General features: G+C 52.4%; 19 protein-coding genes and 1 tRNA gene. 15 read left to right on the top strand and 5 right to left on the bottom strand.

Annotated features, from left to right (window positions below):
• The first annotated feature begins 128 nt into the window (after window positions 1-128).
• Window positions 129-205, top strand: a tRNA-Asp gene (locus ACMYSL_RS23260).
• A gap of 68 nt (window positions 206-273) precedes the next feature.
• Here the strand turns inward: ACMYSL_RS23260 and ACMYSL_RS23255 are convergent.
• Window positions 274-1,152, bottom strand: a complete 879-nt coding sequence (locus ACMYSL_RS23255) for a LysR family transcriptional regulator (protein WP_434664229.1) — start codon at window positions 1,150-1,152, stop codon at window positions 274-276.
• 104 nt (window positions 1,153-1,256) lie between these two features.
• Here ACMYSL_RS23255 and eamB point away from each other — a divergent pair, with 104 nt between their 5' ends.
• Window positions 1,257-1,850 (top strand): cysteine/O-acetylserine transporter, encoded by a 594-nt coding sequence (eamB, locus tag ACMYSL_RS23250; RefSeq protein WP_304256367.1) that lies wholly within the window; start codon window positions 1,257-1,259, stop codon window positions 1,848-1,850.
• A 31-nt stretch (window positions 1,851-1,881) separates the two neighbouring features.
• On the opposite strand, the gene ACMYSL_RS23245 is transcribed toward eamB, so the two are convergent.
• Window positions 1,882-2,652, bottom strand: a complete 771-nt coding sequence (locus ACMYSL_RS23245) for an amidohydrolase (RefSeq protein WP_304256369.1) — start codon at window positions 2,650-2,652, stop codon at window positions 1,882-1,884.
• A gap of 166 nt (window positions 2,653-2,818) precedes the next feature.
• Window positions 2,819-5,263 (bottom strand): acyl-CoA dehydrogenase FadE, encoded by a 2,445-nt coding sequence (gene fadE, locus ACMYSL_RS23240; protein ID WP_182236499.1) that lies wholly within the window; start codon window positions 5,261-5,263, stop codon window positions 2,819-2,821.
• 238 nt (window positions 5,264-5,501) lie between these two features.
• Between fadE and lpcA the strand changes: the two genes are divergently transcribed.
• Window positions 5,502-6,083: a D-sedoheptulose 7-phosphate isomerase gene (gene lpcA / locus ACMYSL_RS23235; protein ID WP_123755557.1), complete on the top strand. Its 582-nt coding sequence runs from the start codon at window positions 5,502-5,504 to the stop codon at window positions 6,081-6,083.
• A 43-nt stretch (window positions 6,084-6,126) separates the two neighbouring features.
• Window positions 6,127-6,894, top strand: coding sequence for a class II glutamine amidotransferase (locus ACMYSL_RS23230; RefSeq protein ID WP_434660055.1), 768 nt, complete (start codon window positions 6,127-6,129; stop codon window positions 6,892-6,894).
• On the opposite strand, the gene dpaA is transcribed toward ACMYSL_RS23230, so the two are convergent.
• Entirely contained in the window at window positions 6,865-7,605 is a 741-nt protein-coding gene (gene dpaA, locus ACMYSL_RS23225; protein ID WP_112214007.1) for a peptidoglycan meso-diaminopimelic acid protein amidase, read from the bottom strand. The two genes, ACMYSL_RS23230 and dpaA, sit on opposite strands and share 30 nt — an antisense overlap.
• Window positions 7,606-8,019: 414 nt before the next feature.
• Between dpaA and ACMYSL_RS23220 the strand changes: the two genes are divergently transcribed.
• The 11 genes from ACMYSL_RS23220 (at window position 8,020) to prfH (ending at window position 17,705) form a co-directional block, all read left to right on the top strand.
• Window positions 8,020-9,363, top strand: a complete 1,344-nt coding sequence (locus ACMYSL_RS23220; RefSeq protein ID WP_434660054.1) for a Na(+)-translocating NADH-quinone reductase subunit A — start codon at window positions 8,020-8,022, stop codon at window positions 9,361-9,363.
• A 3-nt stretch (window positions 9,364-9,366) separates the two neighbouring features.
• Window positions 9,367-10,605 carry an NADH:ubiquinone reductase (Na(+)-transporting) subunit B gene (locus ACMYSL_RS23215; protein WP_434660053.1) on the top strand — a complete coding sequence of 413 codons (1,239 nt, stop codon included), beginning with the start codon at window positions 9,367-9,369 and terminating at the stop codon, window positions 10,603-10,605.
• Window positions 10,598-11,392, top strand: a complete 795-nt coding sequence (locus ACMYSL_RS23210) for a Na(+)-translocating NADH-quinone reductase subunit C (protein ID WP_182236508.1) — start codon at window positions 10,598-10,600, stop codon at window positions 11,390-11,392. The genes ACMYSL_RS23215 and ACMYSL_RS23210 overlap by 8 nt, the downstream gene beginning before the upstream one ends.
• Entirely contained in the window at window positions 11,385-12,023 is a 639-nt protein-coding gene (locus ACMYSL_RS23205; protein ID WP_110273895.1) for an NADH:ubiquinone reductase (Na(+)-transporting) subunit D, read from the top strand. The genes ACMYSL_RS23210 and ACMYSL_RS23205 overlap by 8 nt, the downstream gene beginning before the upstream one ends.
• A gap of 6 nt (window positions 12,024-12,029) precedes the next feature.
• The gene (gene nqrE / locus ACMYSL_RS23200) at window positions 12,030-12,626 is read left to right on the top strand and encodes an NADH:ubiquinone reductase (Na(+)-transporting) subunit E (RefSeq protein ID WP_110273894.1); all 597 of its coding nucleotides are present in this window, start codon (window positions 12,030-12,032) and stop codon (window positions 12,624-12,626) included.
• An 11-nt stretch (window positions 12,627-12,637) separates the two neighbouring features.
• Window positions 12,638-13,861 (top strand): NADH:ubiquinone reductase (Na(+)-transporting) subunit F, encoded by a 1,224-nt coding sequence (gene nqrF / locus ACMYSL_RS23195; protein ID WP_182236510.1) that lies wholly within the window; start codon window positions 12,638-12,640, stop codon window positions 13,859-13,861.
• Between the two features lie 2 nt (window positions 13,862-13,863).
• Window positions 13,864-14,079, top strand: a complete 216-nt coding sequence (gene nqrM, locus ACMYSL_RS23190) for a (Na+)-NQR maturation NqrM (RefSeq protein WP_167492892.1) — start codon at window positions 13,864-13,866, stop codon at window positions 14,077-14,079.
• A 139-nt stretch (window positions 14,080-14,218) separates the two neighbouring features.
• Window positions 14,219-15,274: a DNA polymerase IV gene (gene dinB, locus ACMYSL_RS23185; protein WP_110273891.1), complete on the top strand. Its 1,056-nt coding sequence runs from the start codon at window positions 14,219-14,221 to the stop codon at window positions 15,272-15,274.
• 5 nt (window positions 15,275-15,279) lie between these two features.
• A complete protein-coding gene (locus ACMYSL_RS23180) occupies window positions 15,280-15,732 on the top strand; it encodes a GNAT family N-acetyltransferase (protein WP_434664225.1) in 453 nt (150 codons plus the stop codon).
• Between the two features lie 237 nt (window positions 15,733-15,969).
• Complete coding sequence (locus ACMYSL_RS23175; protein ID WP_434660052.1) at window positions 15,970-17,109, top strand: RNA ligase RtcB family protein; 1,140 nt, start codon at window positions 15,970-15,972, stop codon at window positions 17,107-17,109.
• Window positions 17,106-17,705, top strand: a complete 600-nt coding sequence (prfH, locus tag ACMYSL_RS23170; protein WP_434660051.1) for a peptide chain release factor H — start codon at window positions 17,106-17,108, stop codon at window positions 17,703-17,705. The genes ACMYSL_RS23175 and prfH overlap by 4 nt, the downstream gene beginning before the upstream one ends.
• A 58-nt stretch (window positions 17,706-17,763) precedes the next feature.
• Here the strand turns inward: prfH and pepD are convergent, their stop codons facing one another.
• Window positions 17,764-19,221: a cytosol nonspecific dipeptidase gene (gene pepD, locus ACMYSL_RS23165; RefSeq protein ID WP_181483452.1), complete on the bottom strand. Its 1,458-nt coding sequence runs from the start codon at window positions 19,219-19,221 to the stop codon at window positions 17,764-17,766.
• Between the last annotated feature and the right edge of the window lie 31 nt (window positions 19,222-19,252).

The raw sequence follows: 19,252 nt of genomic DNA, 5'->3' as shown, positions 1-19,252 counted from the left end.
TCGGAATATGCATGAAAAATAGTCCGATGGGCGATTTTTGCAGCAAGCGATTCATAAATGAAGAAAAACCATTGACGGAGTAGAGGGGAAACCGTAGTATCTGCCTCGTTCCCAAGGGAACAGTAAGTGGAGCGGTAGTTCAGTCGGTTAGAATACCTGCCTGTCACGCAGGGGGTCGCGGGTTCGAGTCCCGTCCGTTCCGCCACTATTCAGAAAGCCTGAATCAGCAATGATTCAGGCTTTCGTCGTTTTAGGCCTGTGCAATTTTATGAATCAGATCTTCAGGCACTCTTCCATACACTCGACAAAGACCTGCATCGCCGGGCTGACAACTTTGCCCGCGTGATACCCGCATACCGCATTAATAGTCAGCGGTTTTTTACTGAAAGGCAGTTCCGCCAGTTTACCTTCACGCAATTCTTGTTCTACGGCAAATCGCGGCAGGTAGCTTACGCCGAGATTACCCGCCACGCATTGCTTGATACTTTCGATACTCCATAGCTCAATCGTATTTTCCAGGGTAATGCCGCGCTTGCGCAACTCGCTTTCAAATATTTGTCGGAAAATGCACTGTGGCTCATTGATGATAAAACTCAGCGGAATGTGTTGGTCCCGGCGCATAAAGTTAACCGGATCGTGTTCCGGCGAAGCGACCAGTACCAGTTGCTGATCGCCAAAGTAGTGAATTTTCAATGCTTCATCATTACCGACACGGTAAAACACCCCGAGATCGACATCATCATCCAGCAGGGCATCGCGAATCGAATAGCAATTTAACGATTGCAAAGATAAACGAACCTTTGGCGCCCGCTGCTTAAAGCGTTGTAAAACGGCGGGGATTTTATATGCCAGCAGCGTTTCCCCCGTGGCAACACGGAGCTCTCCACTCGGCTCCTGATCCTGCCTGGCGGCATGGCGAATGGACTCCATCACTTTTATCAGCTCGTGGATGTGGGGAAGAATATTTTTCCCGGCTGTAGTCAGGCACATCCGGCGGCCGATTTTTTCAAAAAGCTGGATAGACAGCTCTTGCTCAAGTTGTTGAATGTGAAATGTCACTGTTGATTGCGTACAGCATAGTTTCTGCGAAGCGCGTAAAAAGGAGCCCTCCTCAACAACCGTTTTGAGCGTGACAAAGCGACGTAAGTCCATCATGACCTCAATGTATCGAAATTATCGAATTTAGAATGAAATAATATTCATTTTTTTAAATGATTTATATCGGGTACTGTCGGCTAAAAAACAGGAGAAGACAAGTGACCCCAGCCCTGATAAGCGCATTTTTAACCTACACCCTGATAACCGCATTGACCCCCGGGCCGAATAACATTCTTGCGCTGAGCAGCGTAGCTTCACATGGGTTGCGCAAAAGTATGTTCGTGCTGGCCGGGATGAGCGTGGGGTTTATTATTACGATGCTTATTTGTGCTGGCCTGACGTTTTCGTTAGTTATGCTCGATGAGGGATTATCCCGGACACTGAGTTGGATTGGTGCTGCCTATATTCTTTGGTTAGCGTGGCAAATAGCGAAGAGTAAACCCGCTGGTAATGACCTCAGCGGCAAACCGGTAAGTTTTTGGATGAGCTTGGGCCTACAGTTTGTGAATGTTAAAATTATCCTTTATGGGATTACGGCACTATCGACCTTTGTACTGCCGGTGACGCGTGATCCTGTTTGGCTGGTGAGCGTGAGTTTGCTTCTTGCGGCAATTGGGACTTTCGGCAACGTGTGTTGGGCGCTGGCCGGGCATCTGTTTCAGCGCTTATTCCTGCATTATGGGCGTCAGGTAAATTTCCTTTTAGCTTTGTTACTGGTCTACTGCGCAGCAAGGATCTTGTTTAAAATATAGAAAAGGGAGCATTGGCTCCCCTTTATTTGCATTAGTTGAGTGTGAAAGGGTCCGCATCCTGCCAGGCCGGAAACTTTTCGCGGTACTCTTTAAGCGCTGTTAATGACAGTTCAGCATCCAGGCGCGTAGCCTGATGCGGTTCGGCGGTGGCGATTATCTCTCCTTGTGGGGTGATAATTCGGCTGTCTCCCCGATAGTGATGGCCGTTGCCGTCGGTACCTACGCGGTTACAACCGGCGACGTAGGCCTGGTTTTCAATTGCTCGGGCGACCAGTAATGCCTGCCAGTGGGTGGAGCGCGGTGCTGGCCAGTTGGCAACGTAAAGTGCTAAATCATAGTCATTATGGTTACGTGACCACACCGGGAAGCGCAAGTCGTAGCATACCAGCGGCAGAATTCTCCAGCCGCGCCATTCAAAAATCACGCGTTCGCTACCTGCCTCATAATGATGATGCTCATCCGCCATGCGAAACAGGTGTCGTTTATCATAAAAATGCGTTTTACCATCAGGCTCAACTAACAGAAAGCGGTTAACGGGCCCGCGTTCCGTTTGCAGTGCTGCACTGCCTGCGATTAGCGCGTTGGTTTGCGCTGCCTTCGCTTCCATCCAGGCAATAACATCCTCTTGCGCCAGTGACTGCTTTGCCGCCTCCATCGCGAAACCAGTAGTGAACATTTCCGGTAGAACAATCACATCACGCCCGGTAATTCCTTCCAGTTGACGATCGAAATGGCGCAGGTTGGCGGGACCGTCCATCCACACCAGCGGTTGTTGTAAAAGGGTAATTTTCAGTCCGGGCACAGTGATGAACTCCAGTATCAAGAGAGGCTTATTATTACTTTAACACCATATCAGCCAGTGGATGGCTGGCGGAATATTTTGTTAATAAAATGATAAGTTGGGAGGCGGGCAAAAAAATGAGGCGGGGGAGCCCGCCTCGATCGTGATGTTGTTATATTATGGTTTTTTATGCCGCTTCAATCTTGCGTACTTTCTCCGGCAGCTTTACCGGGCGGGTCGCCAGCTCATCCGGGGCGAAGTCGTCGACGTTAATACTACGCAGGCGACTGGTTTCGGCACGAACCAGAATATCAGCCTCATCCTGATTAATTAACCCTTTGGCCAGCGCGTTATGGGCCAGTTCGTCAAGACGGGTAAACGACAGGTTCTTACCCAGCTCTTTGCAAATACGCTGGTGGATGGGGTCGGCTGCCATAACATCGAGCAGCGCCTCTTCCAGTAATCCAACCGGGTTATGCTCGCTCGGCGTCAAGTATTGACCGCGACCGATACGAGAACGAGTCGCGCTCGGAACCTGCAGAATTTTCGCTACTTTATGATCCAGCTTATCTGAAGGAGCCAGATAATGACGCCCGGTCGGGAAGATGGCTACGCGAAGCGCTCCGGCCACCAGACGATTTGGGAAGTTGACCAGCAGATCATCAATGGCCTGTTCTGCCTGATACAGTGCATCCTGCACGCCCCAGTGAACCAGCGGCAAATCTGCTTCGTTACGCCCTTCATCGTCATAGCGCTTCAGCACCGCAGAGGCCAAATAGAGCTGGCTCAGTACATCGCCCAGGCGCGCTGAAATACGCTCGCGACGTTTCAGACTACCGCCCAGTACCGCCATTGAGACATCGGACAGCAGGGCCAGGTTGGCGCTCAGGCGATTCATATGCTGATAGTAGCGGCGAGTGGCATCGCGGGTCGGTGAACTGCTGGTGAGGCCGCGAGTCAGACCCAGCCAGAAGCTGCGTACTTTGTTGCTACCCACATGACCGATATGTTTGAACAGCAGCTTATCGAATGCGTTAACATCGTTATTCTGCGCGGCGGCCATTTCATCCAGCACGTACGGATGGCAACGAATCGCCCCCTGACCGAAGATCATCATGCTGCGGGTGAGGATATTCGCCCCCTCCACGGTGATAGCGATTGGTGCGCCCTGATAGGCTCGCGCCAGGAAGTTACCGCTGCCGAGCATAATGCCTTTACCGCCGGTAATATCCATTGCGTCAATGATCGAGCGCTGGCCGCGATGGGTACAGTGATATTTCACAATTGCCGATAGTACCGCCGGTTTTTCACCGAGCATAATACCGTAGGTAATCAGCGAGGCTGCGGCATCCATCACGTAGGCGTTACCTGCAATACGCGCCAGCGGTTCTTCAATCCCTTCCATTTTACCGATAGAGATTTTGAACTGGCGGCGAATATGCGCGTAGGCGCCGGTAGCCATGGCGACGGATTTCAGGCCGCCCGTGGCATTGGACGGTAACGTGATGCCGCGGCCCACGGATAAACATTCAACCAGCATCCGCCAGCCCTGACCGGCCATCGACGGGCCGCCAATGATGTAATCGATAGGAACAAAAATATCTTTACCCTGGGTCGGGCCATTCTGGAACGGAACGTTCAGCGGGAAGTGGCGACGACCGATCTCAACGCCTGGTGTGGCTGTTGGGATCAGGGCACAGGTGATACCCAGCTCTTCTTCACCACCCAGCAGGCGGTCGGGGTCGGAGAGTTTAAACGCCAGTCCCAGTACCGTGGCGATTGGCGCAAGCGTGATGTAGCGTTTGTTCCAGGTCAGGCGCATACCCAGTACCTGTTGGCCCTGCCATTCGCCCATGCAGACCACGCCGGTGTCCGGAATGGCCCCAGCATCTGAGCCTGCTTCCGGGCTGGTCAGCGCGAAGCACGGAATTTCCTGACCGCGCGCCAGACGTGGCAGATAGTGATTCTTCTGCTCTTCGGTGCCGTAATGCTGCAGCAGTTCGCCTGGGCCTAATGAGTTAGGTACACCGACGGTAATCGCCAGAATCCCGGAAACGCCGGACAGTTTTTGCAGCACGCGTGCCTGGGCGAAAGCAGAAAACTCCAGGCCGCCGTACTCTTTCTTGATGATCATCGCGAAGAAGCGATGCTCTTTCAGATAAGCCCACAGCTCCGGCGGTAGATCGGCCATCTCGTGGGTAATTTCGAAGTCGTTCGCCATGCGGCAGGCTTCTTCAACAGGGCCGTCAATAAAGGCTTGTTCTTCAGCGGTCAGGCGCGGCTGCGGGTAGTTGTGCAGCTTCTGCCAGTCAGGGTTACCGCGAAACAGGTCGCCTTCCCACCAGGTGGTACCGGCATCAATGGCTTCTTTTTCAGTACGCGACATCGGCGGCATAACCTTGCGGAAAGCGCGAAATGCAGGAACTGAAATCATTGATTTACGCATTGGCGCAAAGTTAAACGGCAGGAGAATGATAGCCAGCGGTACCAGTAGCCAGATATTCCACAGTCCAGCAACGCCGAGTGCCGCAGTCCAGGCAAGCAAAATCGCGCTGCTAAGCAGCAGATTGATTCGGTGATAGAAGAGCGCACCGAGTAAAACAACGGTTGCAACAATACTCAAAATCATCATAAAGAAATGCTCCCTGTCTTGTAGGAGGTCTGACCACTTGTGATGATATGGTTGTAGTGGATGTAATTTGTTTTAGCAATATGTTTACAAAATAATTACAACATTGCTCACATTGTTGTACGGAAATGCGGCACATAAAATCAAAACCGCAGGGGATAGATCCGTCTGCTGCTTCTCGCTTCGGCGGCTATCCGGTAAACTGCCTGAGTTATCCCACAAATACTGAAGGATTATCCTCATGTACCAGGATCTTATTCGTAACGAACTGAACGAAGCGGCGGAAACGCTGGCTAATTTTCTGCAGGACGATGCCAACATTCATGCTATTCAGCGTGCAGCGGTGCTGCTGGCAGATAGCTTTAAGGCTGGCGGCAAAGTTCTTTCCTGCGGTAATGGCGGTTCTCACTGCGATGCGATGCATTTTGCGGAAGAACTGACCGGGCGTTATCGTGAAAATCGCCCGGGCTATCCGGCAATTGCGATTTCAGACGTGAGCCATCTCTCTTGCGTCAGTAATGATTTTGGCTATGAATATGTTTTTTCTCGCTACGTTGAGTCGGTGGGCCGCTCAGGCGACGTGTTGCTGGGGATTTCTACTTCCGGTAACTCTGGCAACGTTATTAAAGCGATTGAAGCCGCTCGCGCTCAGGGGATGAAAGTCATCACTCTGACCGGCAAAGATGGCGGTAAAATGGCGGGCTCTGCGGATGTTGAAATTCGCGTACCGCATTTTGGCTATGCCGATCGCATTCAGGAAATTCACATTAAAGTGATTCATATCCTGATTATGTTGATTGAAAAAGAGATGGTTAAAGCCTGATAAATCGCGGGGGTGACTCCCGCATTGTTGTATGAGGTGATCTATGTGCGAATTGCTCGGGATGAGCGCGAATGTGCCAACAGATATTTGCTTTAGTTTTACCGGGCTGGTGCAGCGCGGTGGCGGAACTGGGCCGCATAAAGACGGCTGGGGCATTACCTTTTATGAAGGTAAGGGCTGTCGCACATTTAAAGATCCACAGCCTAGCTTTCAGTCACCGATTGCTAAGCTGGTACAGGACTATCCCATTAAATCATGTTCAGTCATCGCCCATATTCGCCAGGCTAACCGGGGGATCGTCGCGCTGGAAAATACTCATCCGTTTACCCGTGAACTCTGGGGACGTAACTGGACCTACGCGCATAACGGCCAGTTAGAAGGATATGAGTCTCTGGAGACGAGAAATCTGCAGCCAATTGGCGAGACGGACAGCGAGAAAGCCTTCTGCTGGTTACTGCATAGCGTAACTGAACGCTATCCCAATACGCCGGATGATATGGTCGAGGTGTTTAGATTTATCGCTACGCTTGCCGGAACGCTGCGCGAAAAAGGCGTGTTTAACATGCTGCTGTCCGATGGACGCTATGTGATGGCGTTTTGCTCAACCAATTTATACTGGATCACGCGACGCGCGCCGTTTGGTGTAGCAACGTTGCTGGATCAGGATGTGGAAATCGATTTTCAACGCGAGACCACACCGAATGATGTGGTCTCCGTGATCGCCACTCAGCCGTTAACTGGCAACGAAACCTGGAATAAGATCATGCCAGGCGAGTGGGCATTATTTTGCCTCGGGGACCGTGTAGTTTGATGCGAGCTGCGGCTGGACAACTTCGTGGCTGAGCGGCTTGCTTACCACGTAGCGGCCATCGGCCACTGAGACTACCGGCGGCTTGTGCGTCTGCTGGAAGTAATCATAGCCAGGTTTCAGCTGTTTCCAGAAATCGGTGAAATAGGAAAACTTGTGACGGGCCATGTTGGCATCGGTCATGCGGAAAGGATAAATGCTGACCTGGACGCTGGACTGACCGAAGACTAGCGCCCCGGTGACGAACTGGAAAATCTCATCAATACCGGTATCGGTCATGGCATAACAGCCGACTGATACGCACGCGCCGTGAATCATCAGGTATTTACCTTCATAACCATGCGCACGATCGTAGGCGTTCGGGAAGCCGATATTGATTGCTTTATAGAAGCGACTGTCAGGTTTTAGCTGATTGCGGGAAACGTTATAGAAACCTTCCGGGCTCTTAAAATCGCCCTGACGCTGCTTGGGTCCGAGACCACCGGAGTAGTTGCAGATCCGGTAGCTATCGAGAAGCTGATAGGTTTCGCCCATTTTGACGTAAAGATCGAGCATGCGCTCTTCTTTAAAGATCTCAATGTAGACCGGTGAGCCCATTAATTGCTGCTTATATTCTTTGCTCATCGGTGTTGTCGAGCTATTACTGCTGAGTAACCCTGCGAATGACACGCATGGCAACAGAAGCATCGCAATAAATAATGCGATTTTGCGCATACTACTTGTTCCTTGATAAAACAAATAACCACATTGCCAGGACGGCAAGAGAGATCCGAAATCAGAGTTTTCTGGATTTAGAGCGCTCACATTAGCATCACGGCAGTTTTTCGCAAGCACGACGTGCTGCGTTTACGTTTTAGTTTCCTGTTATAGCGAATCTCACGGCAAAGCGCAGTCAGAACTTTGCGTAATAGCTCGCAATTTAGAACGACTTAATGGCGGTTTGTCTACAGGCGCTGCTCACGAAATGTTACACTTGGTCTGCTAAATGATCAGGGTAAGAAAGGATGCTTCTCTCCCATCTTGTGAATCACCAGGACTATGGTGTTCCTTTCTTCCTCTTATTTTTCCATCAATGATGCTGGCCTCGGCCTGATGCCGGGGTTTAAGTAACGGATACCTGCTAACGATATGATTAAAATCACGAAAGGGCTAAATCTGCCCATAGCTGGCATGCCATCACAGCAAATTTCTTCTAAGACTGCGGTCAAACGCGTTGCGCTGTTAGGTGAAGAGTATATCGGTATGCGCCCCTCGATGGCGGTGCGTGAAGGCGACCGGGTGCAAAAAGGCCAACTCCTGTTCGAGGATAAAAAGAACCCTGGCGTGCGTTTTACCGCCCCCGCGAGCGGAATCGTTAGCGCCATTCACCGCGGCGAGCGACGGGTTCTGCAATCGGTTGTTATCGATGTCGAGGGAGAGGAGGCCATTCATTTTCCCCGTTATGAACCCGCTGACTTTGCTGGATTAACGCGTGAGAGCGTGCAGCAACAGCTGCTGGAGTCCGGGCAGTGGACTGCATTTCGTACCCGTCCTTTCAGCAAAATTCCGGCTCCGGGCAGCGTGCCAGCGGCGATTTTTGTAACTGCGATAGACACCAACCCGCTAGCAGCCGAACCTCAGCCCATCATCCTGGCCCAGCGCGACGCTTTTGATGCCGGGCTGACGGTGCTGACGCGTCTGACTGACGGTCAAGTTCACGTGTGTCAGGCCAGCGGCGGCAAGCTTGGTGGGCATCCTGTTGGGCAGGTGACTTTCAACCAGTTCACCGGGCCACATCCGGCAGGGCTACCCGGAACGCACATCCATTTTCTGGAGCCGGTTAGCCTGAAAAAGCAGGTCTGGCATCTAAACTACCAGGACGTCATCGCTATCGGCAAATTATTCCTCGAAGGGGAAATATATAGCGAACGCATTATTGCTCTCGGTGGTCCGCAGGTAAAAGAGCCTCGTCTGTTAAAGACTTGCTTAGGTGCCAGCCTCGATGAGCTGCTTGTCGATGAGCTGCTTGATGATGAAAACCGCGTTATTTCGGGTTCAGTTCTCAGCGGAACCCATGCCTATGGACCCCATGCTTTCCTTGGGCGCTTTCATTTACAGGTCAGCGTGGTGAAAGAGGGGCGTGAAAAAGAACTGTTCGGCTGGGTGATGCCGGGGAAAGATAAATTCTCCATTACCCGCACCACGCTTGGTCATTTCCTCAAGCATAAGCTGTTTAACTTCTCGACGGATACCCACGGCGGCGAGCGGGCTATGGTGCCAATTGGTAACTATGAGCGCGTGATGCCGCTGGATATTTTGCCCACGATGTTGCTGCGAGATTTGCTGGCGGGTGATACCGATAGCGCGCAGGCGCTGGGCTGTCTGGAGCTGGATGAGGAAGACCTGGCACTGTGCACCTACGTATGCCCCGGCAAATATGAATTTGGCCCGGCGTTGCGCAGTGTGTTAACCCAGATTGAGCAGGAAGGATAAGTGATGGGCTTAAAGCAAATTTTTGACAAACTTGAGCCGCACTTTACGCATGGCGGCAAGCTGGAAAAATACTATCCGCTGTTCGAAGCGACGGCGACGCTGTTTTACACTCCGGGGCAGGTGACGCGCGGTGCGGCGCATGTCAGAGACGCCATCGACCTCAAGCGGATGATGATTCTGGTGTGGTTTGCGGTTTTCCCGGCGATGTTCTGGGGAATGTATAACGTTGGTCAGGAAACCATCCCGGCACTGCATAAATTATACGGTGCTGAACAACTGCAGCAGGTTATCGCCGGGAACTGGCACTACAGCATTGCACAATGGCTGGGGGTGAACTTCACTGCTGATGCCGGTTGGCTCAGCATGATGACGCTGGGGGCGATATTCTTCCTGCCCATCTACATCACGGTGTTTCTTGTCGGCGGATTCTGGGAGGTTCTGTTTGCTATCGTGCGTAAGCACGAAATAAACGAAGGCTTCTTCGTTACCTCAATCCTGTTCGCATTGATAGTGCCGCCTACTCTGCCGCTGTGGCAGGCTGCATTGGGGATCTCATTTGGCGTTGTTATCGCCAAGGAGATTTTTGGCGGCACCGGGCGCAACTTTCTTAACCCGGCGCTGGCTGGGCGCGCTTTTTTATTCTTTGCCTACCCGGCGCAAATTTCTGGCGATCTGGTGTGGACCGCGGCGGATGGTTTCTCCGGCGCAACGCCGCTGTCTCAGTGGACGAGCGGTGGTGGTGAATCACTGGTTAACGTTATTACCGGCCAGCCGATCGGTTGGATGGACGCCTTCCTGGGCAATATTCCTGGCTCGATTGGCGAAGTCTCGACGCTGATGATTCTCATCGGCGGTGCAATTATCATCTTCGGTCGCGTGGCCTCCTGGCGCATTGTCGCTGGGGTGCTGATCGGTATGGTTGCCACCGCGACCCTGTTTAATTTCATTGGCTCTGATACCAACCCGATGTTTGCCATGCCGTGGTACTGGCATCTGGTGCTTGGCGGTTTCGCCTTCGGCATGATGTTTATGGCCACGGACCCGGTATCCGCGTCGTTTACGGATAAAGGAAAATGGAGTTATGGCCTGCTTATCGGCGTGATGTGCGTGCTGATTCGCGTGGTCAACCCGGCCTATCCGGAAGGGATGATGCTGGCGATCCTCTTCGCCAACCTCTTCGCTCCGCTGTTTGATTACCTGGTGGTGCGAGCCAATATTAAGCGGAGGAAGTCGCGTGGCTGAGAATAAAAGTAACGATAGCATCGGCAAAACGCTGCTGGTGGTGCTGGTGCTTTGTCTGGTCTGTTCCATCGTGGTCGCCGGTTCTGCCGTGGGGCTGAAGTCGCGCCAGCAGGAGCAGCGCGCGCTGGATAAACAGCGCAATATCCTGGCGGTTGCAGGGCTGATGAAGCAGGGGATGAATGCAGATGAAGTGGCTGGCATTTTTAATGCCCGCATCTCTCCACGATTAGTCGATTTAGCCACTGGTGAACTGCTGGATAAAGATCCGAGCAAGTTTAATCACTCCCAGGCGCTGAAGGATCCGCAGCAGAGCATACAGTTGGAAGCCAGTCAGGACCCGGCCGGAATCAAACGCCGCAGCAATATTGCCGAAATTTATCTGGTGCGCGATGAGAAGCAGCAGGTTCAGGAAGTCGTATTGCCAATTTACGGTAACGGCCTGTGGTCGGTGATGTATGCCTTTGTTGCGCTGGAAACCGATGGCCGTACGGTTAAAGGGATTACTTATTACGATCACGGTGAAACGCCAGGGCTGGGCGGGGAAATAGAAAACCCGAACTGGCGTCAGCAGTTTGTTGGTAAACAGGTACTTGACGACAAAGGCATGCCAGCGCTGAAAATAGTAAAAGGCGGTGCGCGCCCGGGTGACGTTCATGCTGTTGATGGTCTGTCAGGCGCAACGCTGACCGCGAACGGTGTCCAGCATAGCTTTGATTTCTGGATGGGCAAACTGGGCTTTGGTCCATTCCTGAATAAGGTGCGCGAAGGGGAGCTGAATAATGGCTGATTTGGGCGACATGAAAGAAATGAAGCGTGTGCTGGTGGGGCCGCTTATCGCTAATAACCCCATTACTCTGCAGGTTTTGGGCGTATGTTCTGCACTGGCTGTAACCACCAAGCTGGAAACCGCTTTTGTTATGACCATCGCAGTAACGCTGGTTACGGCATTCTCCAGCATGTTTATCTCTATGATTCGTCACCATATTCCTAACAGCGTGCGCATCATTGTACAGATGGCGATTATCGCCTCACTGGTTATTGTGGTTGACCAGCTGCTACGTGCCTTTGCCTATGAGACCTCGAAACAGCTATCAGTGTTTGTCGGGCTTATCATCACTAACTGTATTGTAATGGGGCGGGCGGAAGCCTATGCCATGAAGTCGCCGCCGCTGGCGAGTTTTATGGACGGTATCGGCAACGGTCTGGGATATGGTGCGATTCTGTTGATTGTCGGCTTCCTGCGCGAACTTATTGGCAGCGGCAAACTGTTTGGCATCACTGTGCTGGAAACGGTGCAGAACGGCGGCTGGTATCAGCCAAATGGTATGTTCCTTTTGGCACCGAGCGCATTCTTCATTATCGGTTTGTTGATTTGGGCCGTGCGCAGCTGGAAGCCTGAACAGCAGGAAAAGGAGTAACCGATTATGGCTCATTACATTAGCCTGTTTGTCCGCGCTGTGTTTGTTGAAAACATGGCGCTGGCCTTCTTTCTGGGGATGTGTACCTTCCTCGCGGTATCGAAAAAAGTCTCGACCTCCTTTGGGCTTGGCGTTGCAGTAACGGTCGTGCTTGGGCTGGCCGTGCCTATCAATAACCTGGTGTATAACCTGGTGCTACGCGACAGCGCATTGGTGGAGGGTGTTGACTTAAGTTTCCTCAACTTCATCACCTTTATCGGGGTTATCGCAGCGCTGGTGCAGATTCTGGAAATGATCCTTGATAAGTACTTTCCGGCGCTCTACAACGCGCTGGGGATATTCTTACCGCTGATCGCCGTTAACTGCGCGATTTTTGGCGGTGTCTCATTCATGGTGCAGCGTGACTATAACTTCACCGAATCCATCGTGTACGGTTTTGGCTCTGGTATTGGCTGGCTGTTGGCGATTGTGGCGATGGCCGGCATCCGTGAAAAAATGAAATACGCAAACGTGCCCGCAGGCCTGCGCGGGTTAGGGATCACCTTTATTACCACGGGTCTGATGGCGCTAGGCTTTATGTCATTCTCCGGTGTGCAGCTATAAGGGCGGAAAGTATGGAAATTATTCTTGGCGTTGTGATGTTCACGCTGATCGTCTTGGTGCTATCAGGGTTGATACTGGCCGCGCGTTCAAAACTGGTGAATGCTGGTGATGTGGTCATCGAAATTAATAACGAGGCGGATAAACAGATCCGTACTCCGGCGGGTGATAAATTACTCAACACACTCTCCAACAACGGTATTTTCGTTTCATCCGCCTGCGGTGGCGGTGGTTCCTGCGGTCAATGCCGGGTGACGGTGAAAGAGGGCGGCGGCGATATTCTGCCAACTGAACTTTCTCATATCACCAAACGTGAGGCGAAAGAAGGCTGCCGCCTGGCCTGTCAGGTAGCGGTGAAGCAGAACATGAAAATTGAGCTGCCGGAAGAAATCTTCGGAGTTAAGAAGTGGGAATGCGAGGTTATCTCTAATGATAATAAAGCTACTTTTATCAAAGAGCTGAAGCTGCGCGTGCCGGATGGCGACGAGGTTCCATTCCGCGCGGGTGGTTATATTCAGATTGAATGTCCTTCGCACAAGGTCGCTTATGCCGACTTTGATGTACCGGACGAGTATCGCGGCGATTGGGATAAATTTAACCTCTTCCGCTACGTTTCTGATGTAAAAGAGCCGACTTTGCGCGCTTACTCAATGGCTAACTATCCGGAAGAGAAAGGCATTATCATGCTTAACGTGCGTATCGCGACGCCGCCGCCGAAAGTACCTGACGCGCCACCGGGTATCATGTCCTCGTATATCTGGTCGCTGAAAGCGGGCGATAAGGTGACGATTTCCGGGCCTTTTGGTGAATTCTTTGCCAAAGAGACGGACGCGGAAATGGTCTTCATCGGCGGCGGTGCTGGAATGGCGCCGATGCGTTCGCATATTTTCGATCAGCTTAAGCGTCTGCACAGCACGCGTAAAATTAGCTTCTGGTACGGTGCGCGTTCTCTGCGTGAAATGTTCTATGACGATGAATTCGAACAGTTGGCGCGTGAAAATCCGAATTTCACCTTCCATGTAGCGCTGTCCGATCCGTTGCCGGAAGATAACTGGACCGGCCATACTGGCTTTATTCACAACGTCCTGTATGAAAACTATCTGCGCGATCATCCGGCACCGGAAGACTGTGAATTTTATATGTGTGGCCCGCCGGTCATGAACGCTGCGGTGATTAAAATGCTCAAAGATCTCGGCGTTGAAGATGAAAACATCATGCTGGATGACTTTGGAGGCTGATGATGTTGACGGTATTTGTGGCGACCTTTGTTATTTTCGCGCTGGTTATTCTGGGGATGTCGCTGGGATACTTGATCAAGCGTAAAAGTATTCAGGGCAGCTGTGGCGGGATCTCCTCGCTGGGGATAGAGAAAGTCTGTGACTGCCCTGAGCCTTGCGATGCGCGTAAACGGCGAATAGCGCGTGAAGAGCAACGCCAGCAGAACCGAATTCTGTAATTTCTTCAGTTTCCACCCGGCCGAGCGTAGCGACGCCGGGTTATTCCTCATCACGATGTTCATCGCCGCTTACAACACATCTCTTCTCAATATCTCGATTTTTGCTGTATACTTGTCCAGTGGTCAGTGAGGGCTAACTATGCGCAAAATCATCCATGTTGATATGGACTGTTTCTTCGCGGCAGTGGAGATGCGTGACAATCCGGCGCTGCGCGATATTCCTATCGCCATTGGCGGTAGTCGGGTACAGCGTGGCGTTATCAGTACCGCCAACTATCCGGCGCGTAAATTCGGCGTGCGCAGCGCCATGCCGACGGCCACTGCTCTCAAACTTTGCCCGCATCTGACCCTGCTACCCGGTCGTTTCGATGCTTACAAAGAAGCCTCAAATCATATCCGGGAGATTTTTTCCCGCTACACTTCGTTAATCGAACCGTTATCTCTGGATGAGGCCTATCTTGACGTCAGCGACAGCGTACTTTGCCTGGGCTCAGCGACGCTGATGGCGCAGGAGATCCGTGAAACCATTCATCGTGAACTAAATCTGACCGCCTCCGCCGGAATTGCGCCGGTAAAGTTCCTCGCTAAAATCGCCTCGGATCTTAACAAACCCAACGGCCAATTTGTCATTGCGCCGCATCAGGTGGCGGAGTTTGTCAAAACGTTGCCGCTGTCGAAAATCCCTGGCGTCGGCAAAGTTTCTGCCGCGAAGCTGGAAAGCATGGGGCTGCGAACTTGTGAAGATGTGCAAAACAGCGATCTGGCGATGTTGCTTAAGCGCTTTGGTAAATTTGGCCGGATATTATGGGAGCGCAGTCAGGGCATCGATGAGCGAGAGATCAACAATGAGCGGCAGCGTAAATCAGTTGGCGTCGAGCGCACTTTGGTGGAGGATATCCACGAGTGGGCGGAGTGTGAGTCGATTATTGAAAATCTCTACCCTGAGCTGGAACGACGTCTGGCGAAGGTAAAGCCGGATTTGCTGATTGCCCGCCAGGGAGTCAAACTGAAGTTTAATGATTTCCAGCTCACCACGCAGGAACATGTCTGGCCCCGGTTGAATAAAGATGACTTGATCAGCACTGCTCACAAAGCCTGGCAAGAGCGACGAGGTGGCCGGGGAGTGAGGCTGGTGGGGCTGCATGTGACGCTTCTTGACCCACAGCTTGAGAGACAATTAGTTCTGGGATTATAACGATTCTGAAAATAAGACCTTACGAGGCGCATGATTTTTCCGCGCTATGCGCCATCTTTTTACGGGCCGTTAAAGAGACCGCCAGCGCTGATTATTCCTCACAGCAAATTGCCGCCTGGGCGCAGGTTGATGAAGTTCGCTGGCGACAGAAAATAGCCACCTCTCAGGTGCTGGTGGCGGTAAAAAATGAATCGCCCGTTGGGTTTATTACTGCCGTTGATGACTATATCGATTTACTGTTTGTCTCGCCTGACTATAGCCGCCAGGGAATTGCCAGCACGCTGCTCAATGCATTGTTTATACAGTTTCCTGAACGCATTTGGACGGTGGAAGCCAGTATTACAGCAAAACCCTGCTTTGAACGTCATGGTTTCAGCGTTGTAGAGAAACAAGTGATAGAAGCACGCGGTGAATGTTTTCTTAATTATCTGATGCGGCGACAAATCGTCTTGCAATAAAAATTGCGCCTGATTACTATACGTGCGCTTTCACCTAATTTATTAACTGCAAAGGAGGTTCACCATGAAAATACATTCTCAGAACGCACTTTGCAGACCTTCCCAGGAATAACTCTCTTTTTTTGCCCTGGTAACGTCTGCCACATCCTTTATTTATTTTTATACCCAAATAATTCGAGTTACACGTAACTAACGCGCATGTAGCCTGGAGTATGACGGTTATATATGGATTGGTATATGGGCAATAATGTTCATTATACGTCTGATAATATTTCTTATATTACGTCAGACGATCTGTGGATCGAAGGTTTAGCGATCCAACAATTACACACGACGGCAAATTTACCCCACATGCATCGCGTGGTGGGAATGCCTGACTTACATCCTGGTCGCGGTTATCCGATTGGCGCGGCCTTTTTCTCTCTCGGTCATTTCTACCCGGCTCTGGTGGGGAACGATATCGGCTGCGGTATGGCGCTGTGGCAAACCGATATTCTTGGGCGGAAATATAACGCGGATAAGTTTGAGAAAAAACTGGCCGCTATGGATGACGTTGCTGAAGAGCTCTGGCTGGATGAACACCTGCCGGAAAATCTTATCGCGCACCCCTGGCGCAGCGCGCTGGGCTCCATTGGCGGCGGCAACCACTTCGCCGAACTGCAACAGGTGGATCAGGTCGTCGATAGCGAGCGCTTCCAGCGGGTCGGTCTTGATGCTCAGCATCTGCTGCTGTTGGCGCATAGCGGCTCTCGCGGACTGGGGCAATCTATTCTGCAACGCCATATCACGTCTTTTTCGCACGATGGTTTACCCGAAGGGAGCGTGGCGGCGGCGGATTATCTGGCGGAGCATAACGATGCCCTGGCTTTTGCTCGAGTCAATCGCGAACTGATTGCTACCCGTATTTTGCAGCAGGTTCGCGCGACCGGGCAGCGCGTGCTGGATGTTGCGCATAACTTTGTCGAGCCGTGTTCTGTTAGCGGACAACAAGGCTGGCTACATCGCAAAGGGGCGACGCCGGACGGTAGTGGTCTGGTGATTATTCCGGGTTCACGCGGCGACTACAGCTGGCTGGTTCAGCCGGTTATCAGTGAGGAAACGCTGCATTCGCTGGCCCATGGGGCGGGGCGTAAATGGATGCGTACCGAATGCAAAGGGCGGCTATCCGCCAAATACAGCCCGGTGCAGATGGCACGTACCGAACTGGGAAGCCGAGTGATTTGCCGCGATCGACAGCTGATCTACGAAGAAGCGCCGCAGGCATATAAATCAATTGAAAGCGTACTGGAGTGCCTGGTGCAGGCTGGGCTGGTTGAGCCGGTCGCTCGTTTGCGTCCTCTGCTGACGCTGAAAACCAGTGGAGGGAAAGGCGCATGATTTTATTGCAGCTCTCTTCTGCCCAGGGGCCAGATGAATGTTGTCTGGCCGTAAAAATGTCGTTGGATCGGCTAATGCAGGAAGCAACTGAGCAGCGGGTTTCTCTGACGCTGCTGGAAAGCGAGCCGGGTCGGCATTCCGGTACGCTGCGTTCGGCTCTGCTTTCGCTGGATGGCGACGCCGCGTTTGCCTTAAGTGAAAGCTGGTGCGGCACCCTACAGTGGATTTTCCCCAGTCCGTTTCGGCCCAATCACGGGCGTAAAAACTGGTATGTTGGCGTAGGACGTTTTTCCAGTGACGAGCAGGAGCGGTCCGGAGAGATTCGCTTTGAAACGCTACGTTCTTCCGGCCCCGGTGGGCAACATGTGAATAAGACCGACTCTGCAGTGCGCGCCACGCATCTGGCGAGCGGGATCAGCGTGAAGGTGCAGTCGGAACGGAGTCAACATGCCAATAAACGGCTGGCGCGATTGTTAATTGCCTGGAAGCTGGAACAGCAGCGGCAGGATGATAGCGCAGCGTTGAAATCTGAACGGCGAATGTTTCATCATCAGATTGAGCGCGGCAATCCAGTGCGGACGTTTAGCGGGCGGTAATTAGCTAGTCAGTATGAACAAAAAGGTCCACACCCTGCGGTGTGGACCTTTTTTTGACTTATTTCGCTGGAATGGCTTTCAGCAGTTCAGTCAGCAGCGTCCAGTACTGACCAACGCTTTCGATATGAACCTGCTCATCCGGAGAGTGCGGACCGGTAATGGTCGGCCCGATAGAAACCATGTCCATTTCCGGATACGGTTTTTTGAACAGACCGCATTCCAGACCCGCGTGGATAATCTGGATGTTCGGCGTCTTGTTGAACAGACGCTGATAGGTCTCACGCACCAGATGCATCACCGGAGAGTTGGCGTCCGGCTGCCAGCCAGGGTATGCGCCTTTGGCTTCGGTTTTTGCACCCGCCAGCTTGCCCAGAGAGTCCAGCATGCTCACGACATAGTCTTTACCGCTGTCGATCAGCGAGCGAATCAGGCAGTGAATCTGCACGTTGTCGTCGGTCATGGTGACAACGCCGACGTTCAGGGAGGTTTCCACCACGCCTTTCGCCACGTCAGAATTGCGGATGACGCCGTTCGGCGTAGCGTTCAGCAGGCGCACAAAGCTATCGCGGGATTGTGCAGTCAGCGCCGCCTGGTCGTTGCTGACCGACTCCAGCAGGATAACCAGATTTTTTTCTTTGGCTGCCAGCTCGTTTTGCAGGATTTCCTGGTATTCGTTGACCAGCGCCTTCAGTGCATCTGTTTTATCTGCCGCGACGGCCACGGTGGCAAAAGCTTCACGCGGGATGGCGTTACGCAGGGTGCCGCCGTTGAAATCGACCAGACGCAGATCCAGCTCTTCTGCATGGCCCGCCAGGAAGCGCGCCAGCAGTTTGTTGGCATTACCCAAACCAACGTGGATTTCGCCGCCGGAGTGACCGCCTTTCAACCCTTTTAACGTCAATTTAAAGCTCTGGAAACCAGCCGGCACGGCTTCGCGGGTCAGCGGCAGGTTAGAGGTGAAATCGATCCCCCCCGCACAACCCATGTAGATTTCACCCTCTTCTTCAGAGTCAGTGTTAATCAGGATATCCGCTTGCAGCCAGTTGGCCTGCAGACCAAATGCGCCGTCCATACCGGCTTCTTCAGTCATGGTCAGCAGCACTTCCAGCGGACCGTGGACCACGTTGTCGTCAGCCAGTACCGCCAGTGCGGAGGCCATGCCGATACCGTTATCAGCGCCCAGCGTTGTACCGCGCGCTTTGATCCACTCGCCGTCGATATAGGGCTGAATGGGGTCTTTAGTGAAGTCGTGGACGGTATCGTTATTCTTCTGCGGCACCATATCAAGGTGTGCCTGCAGAACAACCGGCTTGCGATTTTCCATACCGGCGGTAGCGTTTTTACGAATCAGAATGTTGCCAACCTGGTCGCGTTCTGCGTGTAAGCCTTTTTCTTTTGCCCAGCCCATAATGTGCTCAGCGAGCTGTTCTTCGTGATAGGACGGATGGGGAATTGAGCAGATTTTGGCAAAAATATCCCACAGTGGTTGCGGGGATAACTGAGACAGTTCAGACACGATGAGTCTCCTTACGAGCGCCTGCAAAAGT

It is taken from the genome of Klebsiella sp. MISC125 (assembly GCF_051131775.1).
Classification (GTDB): Bacteria; Pseudomonadota; Gammaproteobacteria; order Enterobacterales; family Enterobacteriaceae; genus Klebsiella.
Note: the sequence above shows the minus strand (reverse complement) of the source record. Positions and strands in the feature narration are given on the sequence as shown.

Coding starts and splice junctions, on each gene's coding strand:
- dpaA (WP_112214007.1), bottom strand. CDS start 7,605: ATGCGCAAAATCGCATTATTTATTGCGATGCTTCTGTTGCCATGCGTG.
- nqrM (WP_167492892.1), top strand. CDS start 13,864: ATGTTGACGGTATTTGTGGCGACCTTTGTTATTTTCGCGCTGGTTATT.
- dinB (WP_110273891.1), top strand. CDS start 14,219: ATGCGCAAAATCATCCATGTTGATATGGACTGTTTCTTCGCGGCAGTG.
- ACMYSL_RS23205 (WP_110273895.1), top strand. CDS start 11,385: ATGGCTGATTTGGGCGACATGAAAGAAATGAAGCGTGTGCTGGTGGGG.
- ACMYSL_RS23255 (WP_434664229.1), bottom strand. CDS start 1,152: ATGGACTTACGTCGCTTTGTCACGCTCAAAACGGTTGTTGAGGAGGGC.
- lpcA (WP_123755557.1), top strand. CDS start 5,502: ATGTACCAGGATCTTATTCGTAACGAACTGAACGAAGCGGCGGAAACG.
- ACMYSL_RS23215 (WP_434660053.1), top strand. CDS start 9,367: ATGGGCTTAAAGCAAATTTTTGACAAACTTGAGCCGCACTTTACGCAT.
- ACMYSL_RS23175 (WP_434660052.1), top strand. CDS start 15,970: ATGGGCAATAATGTTCATTATACGTCTGATAATATTTCTTATATTACG.
- ACMYSL_RS23220 (WP_434660054.1), top strand. CDS start 8,020: ATGATTAAAATCACGAAAGGGCTAAATCTGCCCATAGCTGGCATGCCA.
- fadE (WP_182236499.1), bottom strand. CDS start 5,263: ATGATGATTTTGAGTATTGTTGCAACCGTTGTTTTACTCGGTGCGCTC.
- nqrE (WP_110273894.1), top strand. CDS start 12,030: ATGGCTCATTACATTAGCCTGTTTGTCCGCGCTGTGTTTGTTGAAAAC.
- ACMYSL_RS23230 (WP_434660055.1), top strand. CDS start 6,127: ATGTGCGAATTGCTCGGGATGAGCGCGAATGTGCCAACAGATATTTGC.
- prfH (WP_434660051.1), top strand. CDS start 17,106: ATGATTTTATTGCAGCTCTCTTCTGCCCAGGGGCCAGATGAATGTTGT.
- nqrF (WP_182236510.1), top strand. CDS start 12,638: ATGGAAATTATTCTTGGCGTTGTGATGTTCACGCTGATCGTCTTGGTG.